The sequence below is a fragment of the Runella sp. genome, assembly GCF_965279615.1.
Taxonomy (GTDB): domain Bacteria; phylum Bacteroidota; class Bacteroidia; order Cytophagales; family Spirosomataceae; genus Runella.
In genome coordinates this window covers 3816508-3830394 of sequence record NZ_OZ257252.1, presented here as the reverse complement: position 1 = coordinate 3830394, position 13887 = coordinate 3816508, and the positions used below count along the sequence as shown (strand labels likewise).

Here is a 13887-nt window from a genome sequence, read left to right as displayed (position 1 = left end):
GATTCTGTTTTATAAAGCACTGCTAAATATATGAAACTGAGTATTAAATTCATCGTATATATTGCCTGTATTCACATCGCGGCCATTGGGCTTTCATTTTATATCTTCAAGGACGAACCGCTTTTTTTTATAGGCTCTGAGGTCTTAATTCTCCTTTCTTTTTTCATTGCGTGGCAATTATATCAAAGTCTGATCCAACCGCTTAACCTGCTGATGACGGGCGTAGAAGCCATTAAAGACCGCGATTTTAACGTTAAATTTCTGAAAACCGGAAAGTACGAAATGGATCGTCTTATTGAGATCTATAATCAAATGATCGACCAATTGCGTACCGAGCGCACACGGCAGGAGGAGCAGCATTTCTTTCTCGAAAAGCTGATTCATACCTCGCCCACGGGCATTTTAATGATGGATTTTGACGAAAATATTACGGCACTCAATCCCAAAACGCAGGCCATGTTGGGTATTGATGCGGCGTCGGTGCTGCATCGACCTTTGGCTTCCATTCAGCATCCTGTTTTTCAGATGTTAAGCCATTTGAAAACGGGCGAATCGCGCACCATAAATTTCAACGGTTTGGAAACCTACAAATGCCAAAAAGCGCATTTTATGGATCGGGGCTTTCCGCGTTATTTTATCATGTTGGAAGAACTGACAACCGAAATTCTGGCGGCCGAAAAGAACGCCTACGGTAAAGTGATTCGAATGATGGCGCACGAAGTCAACAACTCGGTGGGAGCGGTGAATTCTATTTTGGATACTACCATTTCGTTGGAACAAAACCAGCCTGACGTGACAGAAGCTCTGGAAGTAGCGCGCGACCGCAACGAAAACCTCAATCAATTCATGCGCCGCTTTGCCGACGTAGTGCGGTTGCCGGTTCCTTACAAAGAACCGTTGAATATCAACAGTTTGGTGATGAAAACCACAAGTTTGATGTCGTCGTTAGCCAAGCGTCAAAACATTCGCTTCGAATTTAAGCTCAGTGAGCGAGAGGTTGTTGCACAGGCTGATCTGTTACAAATGGAGCAAGTACTCATCAATGTCATTAAAAACGCCATTGAATCCATCGAAAATGATGGTACTGTTACGTTTGAAACAATTCAAAATCCGCCTCAATTGCTGATCACTGACACGGGCAAAGGCATTCCGAAAGAAGTAGAAGAACACTTATTCAGCCCCTTTTTCTCCACCAAACGCAACGGCCAAGGCGTAGGGCTCACACTCATTCGGGAAATTTTGGTCAATCACGGTTTTGGGCTGTCGCTGCTTACCGAGCAGGAAGGAAAAACGGTGTTTCGGGTGCGGTTTTGAGGTTAATAAAACGCCACTCTTTTAGAGTTTTAGATTTTTGGGTTCTAGTCTTGTATCAAAAACGGCACAGATTTGAACCACTTTTTGCTCAAAGCTGTAGATGATCTTATAATTTCCTTCTACAACAAAACGGTATGTGCGTCGATGGGAAGGCATTTCCTGAATTGCACCTGAATCCGGAAATTGCGCTAATTGACGCGCTCGCCCCATAATACTTTCAATAATCCGGTCGGCTTTGGGTTACCCGACAAACTCTTCAATTTCAAGTAAATCATCAAAAGCGGCATTCGTCCATATGACTTGATGACTCATTGGACGGCGCGTTTTTTCTTAAAAAACTCTTCAACTTCCTGTTGACTCATTACCCTACCTTCTTTACTGTCTGTTTCTGCTTTTTCAAGTTTATTGGCCAGCTGTTCATGAGTCATAGGTTGTAAGTAGCTCTTAGCACGTTTTTGGCGTTCACGACGTAAAAGAGTAGAAAGTTTGAGCAGTACTTCTTCATCATTGACACGAAGATACTCTGACAAAAAGGCTAATTTATGTGCTTGAATGTCCATGGATAGTTACACATTTTCTTCTATGACAAAGATAAGATAAATCCTTTTGAATAAATTATTAAGTACTTTTAGAATGAATTGATGGTTTAAAAATTGATAACGTAGCTACTTCTTCATAAAACGATTAAATCAACAAATGATTTTTTTCTAAATTAGGAGTGACATTTTCATACCTTCTTCGACTTACCCATGAATAATGATGTGAACATTCCCGATCTACGTTTGATTCAGGCCATAAAAGCAGGCGACGAAAAGATATTGGGGCTTTTTTACCGCGAAAATTTTGGAAAAATAGCGCATTTAGTACTGAAAAACAGTGGTGATGACGACGACGCCAAAGACGTATATCAGGAAGGAATGATGGAAGTAGTGATGCAGATCCGTTCGGGGAAACTGGATCAATTGGCAAGTAAACTCTCCACCTATCTTTATTCAATTTGTCACCATAAATGGATAGATAAACTCCGACAGCGCAATAGGTCGGGAGAGGTCATGCTGATGGATTCGGAAGTGGGTGTAGTACTGGAAGAAGAAACGGAACGGCCGGTCTATTGGGACGCATTAGAAAATGTAATGGGGCAGATCGGTGAAAAATGCCGTGAGTTATTACAGGCCTTTTATTACGAAAAATTACCAATGAGTCAGATCGCGTGGCGATTGGGTTTCAAAGACGATAACTCTGCCAAAAGTCAAAAAAATAAATGCATGGACAAAGCCCGTGAATTAGCCAAAGAGGTTGTCAGAAAATTAAACCGCTAAACGGCCATGAACAACGAAGAAAATAAAACCGAACAAATAGATCGCTACCTGGACGACGAAATGATGCCCGCCGAAAGGTTGGCATTCGAGCAACAGATGCTTCACGAAGAAGAACTGCGACTGGACATTGAAGCTCAGAAAACCGTGAAAGGGTATATCCGCCAAAAAGCGGAAGAAGCAGAATTACAGAGAATGTTCAATGGTTTTCACGATGAACTCACGAAAAATGAGGCACCGAAAGTCATTGTTCTAAAAAATGAGTTGGATGAAAAAAAACGCAGATTGGAATGGGGAGGTATGCCTTATTTTGCCGTTGCAGCTTCAATTGCGCTCATCATCATCAGTGTGTGGGTAATCGTCAAACAGGATAACAAAGTACAGTCTGACGTTGAAATTCGAAATAACGGCGACCGACAGAGTTTTCGAATTCCTTTGCTCATATGGGAAACCCAAAAGGATGTGCGAGTTAAAAAACAAACCGTTTTCAAAGACGCTGTTATCATCAATGATACCGAACATCCTTTGCACTATCGCTTTACGGATACGTTTGAACTGCATTTGAATCCTGTACCGACAAACCGTCCGAAACTGAGTCTGGAATTCGATAATACAACGAAATCATATAAAGTATGGCTCAATGGCCGAGCGTATGACGTAAAGCAGACCGAGACAATTACACCGTTAAAATAATATAGTTAGTCCTATCTATTGCCATTGGTTCCGCGAAGCACTAATTTCGTTGGGCACGGCACCTTACTGTCTTTAATTCAATTTGTTATGGGAACTAAAAAGCTTCGTATCGGTCGTAAGCCTGATAACGATATTGTCATTGACGATCCCAGCGTGAGCGGTTATCACGCAACGGCTACCTTGCAGTCAACAGCAGAATGGCTATTGGAAGATAACGATTCTACGAACGGTACTTTTATTGACAATGTGCGCGTGCGCAGAGCCGTAGTGACCACTACCACGCAGGTCTTGATCGGAAAGGTGTCGTTTGATGTTTTAAAACTTTTTCGTGCCAATAAAGCCCCGGATGATTTTACATTGGAGTTTCAGGAATTGTGGCCGGTGTGGGAAGAAATAGAAAAAATAAGAGACCGTATATCAAAGAATCAGAAAAACGTGGATATCGTTCAGGCGTTGCCCTACGTTGGAAAACTCATTGCCGTAGCCTTTGAAGATCAATTTGAAGTAGTCAGCCAACGCGAAAAACTCAAAGTTGTACTTCGTAAATGGGTTTGCCCGAAATGCCAACAGCCGTTGCGTGATTATGATTGGTTTTCGTGGGACGATTGCAGGCGTCTCAAAAACTGCCCTCGCTGCAAAGTAAAATGGTTCTAAAAAAAAATTATAAAAGCAGGTGACCTTTGACAAGGCGTGGCGATAAAGAAGTGTAAATGTCAAAATAGTTAATCTGAAACTTTAAAAACTGTATCAATCATGTCAGAGCAAACACACATCCTTGCAGATTCTGCCGAAGTAGAAAAAGAAACGCCGGCTAAAAAAACGGACAATAGTCAAAGAGCAAAACAGGTCGTTGCAGTCGCAGGAGGCGTAGCAGTAGGAGTAGGGGCCATCGCCGTTGATGCCTATGCCGAAAATGAAAAATCAACCGCTGATGATATCCAAACACCGGAAAATGTTGCCACTGCCGACAGCACAGCTGCCGCTACTGACAGTACTGCCGTTGCTACTGAGGTTCCAACGGTGGCACCAACTACTGAAACGGTTGCTGATACTACATCTGCAAATTCGCAACCGACGACTGAACCTATTTACTCAGCGCCAACTACCGAAGTGCACGCCGATAGTACTGCTGTAACGATGCTTCCTGACAATGTTGCCGTTGTTAATGCGCCGGATAGCATGTCGTTTGAAGAAGCGTTCAGTGCCGTGCGCAATGAAGTAGGACCGGGGTCTTTGTTTGAATGGCACGGCAACTTGTACCATACCTATCACCCTGACGAGTTTGCTTCTTTGCCACAGGAAATGAAAGATGTATACGCCGCATTGTGGTTGGCAGATCAATCTCAAACCGATGGTATTGAAGTTGTGCCCGAAACGGAAGGCAATTATGTAGTATATGATATTAACGTGGGGGATGCCGCTACTGCGCCAACCAATGATACTCAATCTCATACGGAATATGCCACTGATACCACGACAACCGCCGATCAGGAAGAGTACATAACGCAAGTAGATGAACCAATTACGGAAGATGAGTACGATAATGACTACGATGGTTCAGGTGATTTTATGAATCCTGAGGACTTGGCTTAATCACACTTTATCCATTTGCTAACTTTCGACCGTCATGATTGTTACCTGCCCTTCGTGCAGCGCACGCCTGCGATTTAATGAAAAGGCGTTGTCGCCTCAGAATCCAACCATCAAATGTGTTCGTTGTCAAACGTCGATTCGTGTAGAATTGCCCGCTGAACCGGCACCCGCCATGGAAGACCATACGTTGGTAGATAAGCCGATATATCAACCGACCGAAGTAGGTTGGATCATTGTTCACGATGAATATACCCAGGCACAAACCCTGCCGCTCCAATTGGGACGTCAGACCATCGGACGGGCATCGGTTTCGAAACCCTGCGAAGTCATGATTCAAAGTCAGGATCGGTACATGAGTCGGTTACATTTGGTGATCGAAGTGATAAAAACCAAAGAAGGAGCGTATAAATACTGGTTGTCGGAACATCCCGACTGTACAAACCCCACGTTTGTTAATACCTATCCTTTAAAGCGTGGTACTACGCTCGAAATTCTGGACGGTGCTACGCTTCAATTAGGAAAAACCAAGGTAGTGCTGAAAACAATTGCGGCGGTCGGAAATGCCCGTAAAGCAACCGATACTGTAGTGCATTCGGAGTACTTGAAAACCGTACTTTTCTAACAATCTCTTTTATGAAAATTCAATTAGCTCCCCCGCTGGCTTTGCACGAGCGGGGGCAGCGCTCTAATAATGAAGATAATCTTTTTCCGGCCGTTGGAGCCGCTTCTGTCGATGACCGTTTGTTTTTGGTTTGCGATGGGGTAGGCGGTGCCGACAAAGGAGAAGTAGCCAGCGAAACCGTTTGCCAAGCCATAAGTACTTATTTTTTGCAGCATTCCATAAAAAGAGGCACTGCCCAAACCGTACGTGATGCCATTGCCTATGCCGAAGCTGAATTGGAGCGTTATAAAGAAACACAACCGGATAGTTCCGGAATGGCAACGACCTTGACGCTGATGCACCTGAACGAAGATGGTGTTTTGGCCGCGCACATTGGCGACAGCCGTATTTATCATATTCGTAACGGTCGTTTGCTGTGGCGTACGCAGGACCACAGTTTTGTCAATGAATTGGTAAAATCGGGTATTATTACCGCCGATGAAGCCCCTAAGCACCCCAAACGGAATGTGATAACGCGGGCGTTGCAAGGCAGCACCAACGCCGTAGCTCCCGACGTACATTTCATCGAAGATGTACGATCCGGCGATTACTTTTTTATGTGTACGGATGGAGTGTTGGAAACATTCAGCGATGCTGAATTGCTCGAACTTTTGGGGACAACGAAAAGTGATGCGCAAAAAATGGCCTCCATCAAACAAAAATGCGCGGAGCAAAGTCGGGATAATTTTACGGCCTATCTGATACGCATTCAATCGGCAGAGCAACTGGTGGTTGAACTGTTGACGCCGGAGAAAAGTGAGCCTGCAAAAGAGACAAAAAAAGTTTCTAAGGAAGTTGTGGCTCCCGTTTTTACGAAACAATGGGTCATGGTGTTGGTATTGGTCAATTTTATATTGTTCGGAACCATTGCCTGGTTGCTTTGGGGTAAGAAAGAAGAGGTAAAAACGCCGGCGAAACCGGTAAAAACCGAAGTTGGCGCTCCCGAGAAGACGCCTGATACGCAATTTTCGGAAACAAAGCCCAAGAATGAGCTACCTATCAATAAACCGGACAAAAAAACCAACAAAAAACCGAAGAAAATAAAGTGACCTTCGGGCTCGGTCAGCGATAAAGAATCAAAAAACATCCTACGACAATGACTTACGAAGATTTTTTGAAACGCTATCACTTTGATTCCGAAGCCCGTAAATCCTTAGTGGGTACCGGTGGGTTTGCCTCTGTTTACAAAGCATATGACACCGTGCAGCACCGCGAAGTGGCGGTAAAAATAGCCGAAGTAAAACACGAAAAGTTTAACTTACAATATGAAAAACAGCTTGTAGACGAGCTGGATAACCATCCCAACGTTGTTCGTTACGGCAATTGTTACCGCTTTGAGCGAATTCCCGCCTGTTATGATTATGCGATTTTGAAGTTTTATAAAGAAGGAAATCTCAATGAAGCTGCCGGTAAATACCCCTTGACGCTTGCGCAAAAACATCAGATCATTGAAGGGATTTTGAAAGGCGTAGCACATTTGCATAAGCATCATATTATTCACCGTGATCTGAAACCCCAGAATATCCTCATGGATTTTGAAGACAATCGCTGGGTACCGAAACTGACCGATTTTGGATTGAGTAAACTGTCGGATTCGACCGGCCAATCGGTCGAAAATTCGGCCATCGGTCTTTCCATCGCTTATGCTGCGCCCGAGCAGATCCAAAATCGCGCTATTCGTCCAAACGTGGATCTGTGGGCTGTGGGGGTTTGTGTTTATCATTTAATGACAGGTGAACTTCCTTTTCAGGCACCTCAGGGCAGGAGTCTGCAAAGTTGGAATATTGAGGTCAGCAAGCAGATCGTGAAAGGGTTTTTGCCGGCTAAGATCAATATGATTCCGGAACCTTATCGCACATTGATCAGAAAATGTCTGATCGTTGATAACGCCAAACGCGCTCAGAAAGCAGAGGACTTGCTGCCGCTTTTGGAGCAGGAAGTTGTTGAAATTGTACCTTTTATCGAACCGAAAAAAGTGATTCCGGTACCGAAAAAAACAACGGATACTTCTAATTCTACGCCTTACCGTGGAATAAAGATTGCCATTGGTTTGGTTATTTTGTTGATCATGAAACTTATCATATTGGCAAAAGAAGGGTTGCTTTTTTTTTAAGAAAACAGCTTTTAATAAACCGGTCGTTCCGCCACTATTGGAACAGAATCCGAAGGCCAATTCATGAGAACGGCCTCTTGATAAATGTAAAAAAAGAACAAATAAAAATTGAAAACTCCGGTGACCTTTGATGGTTGGGTTCGATAAAGAATCAAAAGAAAAAACGCTACGACAATGACTTACGATGAATTTTTGAAACGCTACAACTTTGATACCCAAGACAAACAGGCGCTGTTGGGAGCCGGCGGATTTGCCTCCGTTTACAAAGCGTACGATACTGTTCAGAAGCGCCATGTAGCGGTAAAGGTGGCGGAAGTGAAGCACGAAAAATTCAATTTGCAATACGAAAAACAGATCGTAGATGAATTGGATTCTCATAAGAATATTGTTCGTTACGGCAATTGTTACCGCTTTCAATTCATGCCGGTTCGCTATGATTTTGCCATTCTGAAATTTTACGAAGAAGGTAATCTTAACGATGTCATCAACAAATATGTGTTGAGCCCGGAGCAGAAATATCAGATCATTGAAGGGATTTTGAAAGGGGTGGCGCACTTGCATCAGCACCACATTATCCACCGCGACATGAAACCCCAAAATATCCTCATGGAGCGCGAAGGAAACAAATGGATACCGAAACTGACCGATTTTGGTTTGAGCAAACTGTCGGACACCAATACGCGCTCAGTCGAAAACTCGGCCATTGGTCTTTCCATCGCTTATGCTGCGCCCGAGCAGATCCAAAATCGCGATATTCGACCGAATGTGGACCTGTGGGCCGTGGGAGTTTGTGCATACCATTTGATGGTGGGAGAGTTGCCTTTTGATGCTTCACGCACTATGAGTCAGGAAAGTTGGAACCTTGAGATCAGCCAACGGATCGTGAAAGGAAAAATACCTGATAAGATCAACAGCGTGCCTGAGCCTTACCGCACGCTTATCAAAAAGTGCCTTACGCCCGATAACACCAAAAGGGTACAAAAAGCGGAAGAGTTATTGGCGCTCTTGGAAAGTGCTAAACCGGTGGTGGTTGAAAAAGAAAAACAACCGGTCATAGAAGATGACAAAACGTTTCGATTGGACGAGCCGATGCTGAACGTAAAAGAGCTGCTTGATAAAGGAAATGAACGCTTTCAAGCCTCCTTCGGACTCATTGGATTTGCCAAAGAACAAGCTCTTAACGAAGCCATCAAATGGTACAGCGAAGTACTGAAAGTAGATGCTCAACACGCGGTTGCCCGGCAGCAAATTGAAAAATGCCGCGCCGAAATGCGAAAAAAAGATACGCCTTCCAAGCTTCTTCCGATCAAGCGTTATGCAACCATTGCGGCGGCGGCGGTAATCATCTTGGGGGGGCTCTATTTCTGGAATTGGCAGCGTAAAGGTAACGAAGAGCTTAAGTGGGTAAAAACAACATTTTATTCGAATAACAATGACCTAACTTCTTTATATCCACAAATTTATACTATTCTGGAAAAATACAACGGCACGGTCCTCATGGACGATACAACCAACAATTTGATAGGATTATTTTACAAAAACGGTTGGGGAGGGGCGATGATGGACATTGACAAAGCCATAGATTCTTACGAAAAAGTAGACGATATTCCTTGGGGAAGTTTCAACTTGGGTAGCGTTTATTACAGTGGCTTAGGTGGTAAAGTAAAAGATTATACAAAGGCTGCCGAATATTTTGAGGAAGCAGCCGAAAAAGGAAGCAAAGAAGCGGCCAATTATTTGGGAAATATCTACTGGAACGGTGGTTTTGGAGTTACAACCGATTATCAAAAAGCCAAAAAGTACTATGAAAAAGGAACGAGTATGGGCGATATGTGGGCGCAATATAATTTAGGCCAACTCTATGAAAGAGGGCTGGGAATGACCGCCAACAAAACTTCCGCCGCCTATTATTACGAGTTGGCTGCTAAACAGGGATTAAAAGAAGCACAAACCGCCTTAAATCGTGTAAATCCGAGCCGCCCTAACTACTCTTATAATCGAACAAGAACCTCAAGCCGCCCCGCCGGCAATAATAACAGTCAGCCTAATCTGACAAATGAAGCCTTGAATGCCATTAATTCTCTTCTTAGAAAACGTTAAACCTCTTAAAATCTATGAAAACGATACTAAATGCCTTGATTTTTCTGGTCGTGGCCGGGGGAATCTACTTCGGATACAAAATGCTGAAATCTTCCGATACTCCTATTGTCGCGACCGGCAACGAAACCGCAACCAACAACGATCCCGAAAATAATAACAAAAAAGCAGGAACCACCTACGCCGTTATCGTGGGGGTATCGGATTACAAATACCTGCCTTCCAGACCCACACAAGGCCGTCCGAATCCTAATGTAACGTATGATCTGAATTTCTGCGACGACGATGCCAATCTCTTTTACAGTTTTCTTCGCAGTTCTGCCGGAGGAAATGTGCCTGCCGAAAACATCGTAAAATTGATTGACGGTCAAGCTACACAAGCCAATATTGTAGCCCAAACGCGCCAATTATTCAGCAAATCCAGCCCCGACGACCGCGTTATTTTTTACTTTACCGGTCATGGTTCTCATCAGGTTCTTTGTCCGTATGACGTTACAACTACATCAGGCAATATGTTGGAATACAGAACCATTGCCGGTGTTTTTCGGGAATGCCGCGCGCGTGATCGCTTCTTTATTGCCGATGCGTGCAATACCGGCAGCATGAAAACCCATATTTCGAGTCAACACGGGTCGGCATCATCTTTGCCCAAAGACAAAACACTGTTGGCCTTTATGGCATCAAAATCCACGCAGTCTTCAAGAGAAAACCTTGAGATCAGTCATGGATATTTTACTTACTTTTTGGACAAAGGAGCACGGGGAGAAGCAGACTTTAATCATGACAATGTTGTGACGATCAAAGAGTTGTATGCATTTGTAAAAATAAACGTAGAGGCAAAAACCAGAAAAGGCCTACCCAAAAATGCGCCTGAGAAATATTATCAAACTCCCATTGCATTTGGTAAATACCCCGACAATCTGTCGTTTGCAACGCTCAATTGACCTTTAATGATTTGATCCATTCGCGCACCAAGGCTACGCCTTCGGTGTGCGTGGTTTTTCGGCCCAACTCGGGCATCATTTCACCGGGATCGGTGGATTCCAGACGATACAATAAAATAGATTTTTCGGGCTGGCCGGGCACAATGCCAAATTGGCGCCCGCCCGAACCCCTTCCTGCCGCCACGGGAGCCTTCATCACTCCCAGCTTTGTCAAATCAGTCTCATCATAATTCAATAATAAGCCGGATGTTTTGGCCGGTCCTTCGCTCCGGTGACAATGGGCGCAATTGATGTCCAGCCATGCTCTGGCCCGCGCATCCAATGAACCACTCGCCGCATCATTCCAAACGGGCGCTTTGGGAATTTCAGTGATGGCCGGCATTCCTGTCAAAATACCTGCTTTTTGCCAATGTACCAATTGGTTTTCTTTCACGCCATATTGAAAGTCTCCGTTCAATTGCCGCGCCGACGGGCCAATGGGTTGAAGTTGTTCGTTGCGATTATGGCAACCCTTACATTGGTTCAGATTTGGCATGGTGTATTGAATCGTGCGTTTTTTGCCATCAGTATGTACCCAACTTATTTCTTTGGTTTCGCCGGCTACTTCGAGATATGCGTCGGTTTGGGCATCGTTCCAAATGTATTCCAAGGCTCTCCAACCGGTTTCTTCATGCACCAAAAGGCGCGTTTCCAAAATACGTCTTCCTGCGCCGGGATTGCGAAAATCATTGGGATAATAAAAGGTTTTGATGATGGTGGTTCCCACGGGGAAATCAAGTACTCGGTCGAAGTTATAAGCAACAGTTTTGCCGGCAGGAAGTTTTACAAACCGCAGCTTCTCGGCATAATCAGAAAAAAGCGGCGTATTCAGTGCATAAGGAATGACCCCTTCAGCGGGAATATGATCGGCCATTTTGCCCTGAAAAAATCCATATTCTGAAAGATTTTCTTTAGGTGCAACCGCCGTCAAAACAACTGAAGAAGTTGTTCTTCGAAAGGAAAAAGCAATAGAGATCGCGAAAACGAAACAGGCAAAAAAGAATATTTTCATTCCGAAGAAATTGATAATAAGTGATTTATACTCGAAAATCTTATAGGTTTTCAAAACCTATAAGGTTTTAGTCTGCTATTTCATCAAGCATCGAAGGCGGAAGAGGAAGTTTGATAGGTTTGCCGTCTTCGGCTTCTCCGAGCAGATAACCAAAGGGAGTGAGAGCATCAACTGAGTCAAAAATGACTTTCATGATGGCCGTCATGGGCAGCGCCAAAATCAAACCGGACACGCCCCATATTTGCCCGCCCAAAATCAAAACGATCATGGAAGCCAAAGGATTAACGCTCACCTTGGAGCCGACAATATAAGGGGTAATAAAATTCCCTTCCAATAGCTGTATAACCCCAAAAACACCCAAAACGCCCAGCGCATACATCGGGGAATCAAGTGCCACCAGTGCCATCAAAGCAGGCATCAACGAGCCGATCAATAAGCCAATGTAAGGGATCAATAATAAACAGGAGGCAAAGAAACCAAAGAAAATGGCGTGCGGTACGCCCAACATCAGCAGTCCGGCAGAGTTTAAAACACCCACAATCAAAATGACTGATACAAGTCCTACCAAATATCCCTGAACTACTTCGTAAATCCGCCGAATGGCTTGGTCCACGCGGCGTTTGTAACGATTGTCAAATATTTTATAAAAGAACTGTCGGAAAAAGTCTCGGTACAAGAGGAAAAAGAATACAAATAATGGCACTAAGCCCGCCGAAGCCAGCGTGCCTGTGGTGGTCGCTACCGCTCCTGTCAGAATAGAGGCGCTGTTTTTGAGGGCTTCGGTAAGGTATTTGCGTCCTTCAGAGATTTGCTTACGTCGGCTCATGCCAAAGTTATCAGATAAGAAATCCTGCCCTTGGTCGATCCAGTAGTTGGCTTTTTTCTCCAAACGTGGCAGTTCTTCTCCAAAACTGATGATCTGAATGGATGCAACATAAATCAACCCGATCAAAACAGCGAAGAAAAGGATTAGACTAATAGAGATGGCAGCAATTCTTGGAAAACGCCAACGTTCCAATAAAGCACATATAGGGTACAATAACACCGAAAACAGAACGGAGAACGTCAGGGGAACCAAAGTTTCGCGCAGCATGTAGAGAATATACACAATAATGACGGCGGAAAGTAACCAACCTGCCAATCGCACAGAAAAAGGAAAAGACTTTTGCATGATTTCATAAAGGTAAATGGCACGAAAATTTAGGAATAAACCTGACGAAACAATCTAAAAATCTCAATTTTATTATGCAAAAACTGATTTGGTGGGCTTTTACGTTGCGTGTGGCCTTGTGTGATTGCCACAATGAGCGTAATAATGTGGGGTTTTTAACCGGTAAAGGCGTCTATGAAATGGTTAAGATCGGTCAACTTCCTCCGGAACTTCGGGAAACATCGGGGTTGGCGTTGGGAAAAGAAGCCCGTACTTTTTGGACGCACAATGACGGCGATAATCCCGCTGAACTCTATGAAGTGAACGATACAGGAAAGGTGAAAATGGTTTTGAAATTACCTCAATTTAAAAACATAGACTGGGAAGATCTGGCTCAAGATAATAAAGGACACCTTTACATTGCCGATCTGGGCAATAATACTAATCAACGAAAAGATCTGGTCATTCATAAAATCAACCCGAATGAACTGACGAGTTATGAAGCCATTCATGTGAGTTACGCGGATCAAAAAGCCTTCCCCCCCCCGCCCGATCAGCGCAATTTTGACTGTGAAGCCACAGTTTGGCATCAAAATAAGCTGTATTTGTTTTCCAAAAATCGCAGTACGAGCAATCGTCTCGTGAAAATGTACGCCATCCCTGATACTGCGGGCACCTACAAACCATCCCCCATCGACAGTGTATACAGCAAAGCGATGGTTACATCGGCTGATGTCAGCCCTGACGGAAAAACATTGGCTTTGTTGACGTATGGCAAAATTCTCTTTTTCGACGTCAGTAAAGGCATGAATTTTCGGAAACCTCTGTATTGCTTAAAATTTGCGCAGGGGCAAACGGAAGCCATTCTATTCATCAACAATGATGATTTTATTATTACCAATGAAGAGAAAGGGGAGATGTTTTTGGGGAGCAAAAAGAATGTGAATTAGTGCCA

General features: G+C 44.0%; 15 protein-coding genes. 11 read left to right on the top strand and 4 right to left on the bottom strand.

The genetic code is table 11. From position 1 onward, the window contains the following. Positions 1-30: 30 nt before the first annotated feature. Positions 31-1314 carry a sensor histidine kinase gene (locus ACQY73_RS16185; protein WP_428667920.1) on the top strand — a complete coding sequence of 428 codons (1284 nt, stop codon included), beginning with the start codon at positions 31-33 and terminating at the stop codon, positions 1312-1314. 21 nt (positions 1315-1335) lie between these two features. Here the strand turns inward: ACQY73_RS16185 and ACQY73_RS16180 are convergent, their stop codons facing one another. Beyond that, a complete protein-coding gene (locus tag ACQY73_RS16180; protein ID WP_428668477.1) occupies positions 1336-1539 on the bottom strand; it encodes a type II toxin-antitoxin system RelE/ParE family toxin in 204 nt (67 codons plus the stop codon). A gap of 83 nt (positions 1540-1622) precedes the next feature. Continuing rightward, positions 1623-1874 (bottom strand): hypothetical protein, encoded by a 252-nt coding sequence (locus ACQY73_RS16175; protein ID WP_428667918.1) that lies wholly within the window; start codon positions 1872-1874, stop codon positions 1623-1625. 189 nt (positions 1875-2063) lie between these two features. On the opposite strand from ACQY73_RS16175, the gene ACQY73_RS16170 reads away from it, so the two are divergent. The 9 genes from ACQY73_RS16170 to ACQY73_RS16130 all read left to right on the top strand — a co-directional run bounded on the left by ACQY73_RS16170 (position 2064) and on the right by ACQY73_RS16130 (position 10731). Further along, positions 2064-2633 (top strand): RNA polymerase sigma factor, encoded by a 570-nt coding sequence (locus ACQY73_RS16170; RefSeq protein WP_428667916.1) that lies wholly within the window; start codon positions 2064-2066, stop codon positions 2631-2633. 6 nt (positions 2634-2639) lie between these two features. Beyond that, the gene (locus tag ACQY73_RS16165; protein WP_428667914.1) at positions 2640-3323 is read left to right on the top strand and encodes a hypothetical protein; all 684 of its coding nucleotides are present in this window, start codon (positions 2640-2642) and stop codon (positions 3321-3323) included. A gap of 87 nt (positions 3324-3410) precedes the next feature. Beyond that, entirely contained in the window at positions 3411-3977 is a 567-nt protein-coding gene (locus ACQY73_RS16160) for an FHA domain-containing protein (RefSeq protein ID WP_428667912.1), read from the top strand. A 99-nt stretch (positions 3978-4076) separates the two neighbouring features. Beyond that, the gene (locus ACQY73_RS16155) at positions 4077-4916 is read left to right on the top strand and encodes a hypothetical protein (protein ID WP_428667910.1); all 840 of its coding nucleotides are present in this window, start codon (positions 4077-4079) and stop codon (positions 4914-4916) included. A gap of 34 nt (positions 4917-4950) precedes the next feature. Beyond that, a complete protein-coding gene (locus tag ACQY73_RS16150; RefSeq protein ID WP_428667908.1) occupies positions 4951-5538 on the top strand; it encodes a zinc-ribbon domain-containing protein in 588 nt (195 codons plus the stop codon). An 11-nt stretch (positions 5539-5549) separates the two neighbouring features. Next, a complete protein-coding gene (locus ACQY73_RS16145) occupies positions 5550-6626 on the top strand; it encodes a PP2C family protein-serine/threonine phosphatase (RefSeq protein WP_428667906.1) in 1077 nt (358 codons plus the stop codon). A 47-nt stretch (positions 6627-6673) separates the two neighbouring features. Next, complete coding sequence (locus ACQY73_RS16140) at positions 6674-7690, top strand: serine/threonine-protein kinase (protein WP_428667904.1); 1017 nt, start codon at positions 6674-6676, stop codon at positions 7688-7690. Positions 7691-7864: 174 nt separating this feature from the next. After that, entirely contained in the window at positions 7865-9790 is a 1926-nt protein-coding gene (locus tag ACQY73_RS16135; RefSeq protein WP_428667902.1) for a serine/threonine-protein kinase, read from the top strand. A 14-nt stretch (positions 9791-9804) separates the two neighbouring features. Further along, entirely contained in the window at positions 9805-10731 is a 927-nt protein-coding gene (locus ACQY73_RS16130) for a caspase family protein (protein ID WP_428667900.1), read from the top strand. Here ACQY73_RS16130 and ACQY73_RS16125 read toward each other — a convergent pair. Beyond that, on the bottom strand, positions 10724-11836 hold the full coding sequence (locus ACQY73_RS16125; RefSeq protein WP_428667898.1) for an SO2930 family diheme c-type cytochrome: 1113 nt from the start codon (positions 11834-11836) through the stop codon (positions 10724-10726). The two genes, ACQY73_RS16130 and ACQY73_RS16125, sit on opposite strands and share 8 nt — an antisense overlap. Positions 11837-11849: 13 nt before the next feature. Beyond that, positions 11850-12953: an AI-2E family transporter gene (locus ACQY73_RS16120; RefSeq protein WP_428667896.1), complete on the bottom strand. Its 1104-nt coding sequence runs from the start codon at positions 12951-12953 to the stop codon at positions 11850-11852. A 74-nt stretch (positions 12954-13027) separates the two neighbouring features. On the opposite strand from ACQY73_RS16120, the gene ACQY73_RS16115 reads away from it, so the two are divergent. Further along, on the top strand, positions 13028-13882 hold the full coding sequence (locus tag ACQY73_RS16115; protein ID WP_428667894.1) for a hypothetical protein: 855 nt from the start codon (positions 13028-13030) through the stop codon (positions 13880-13882). Positions 13883-13887: the final 5 nt, after the last annotated feature.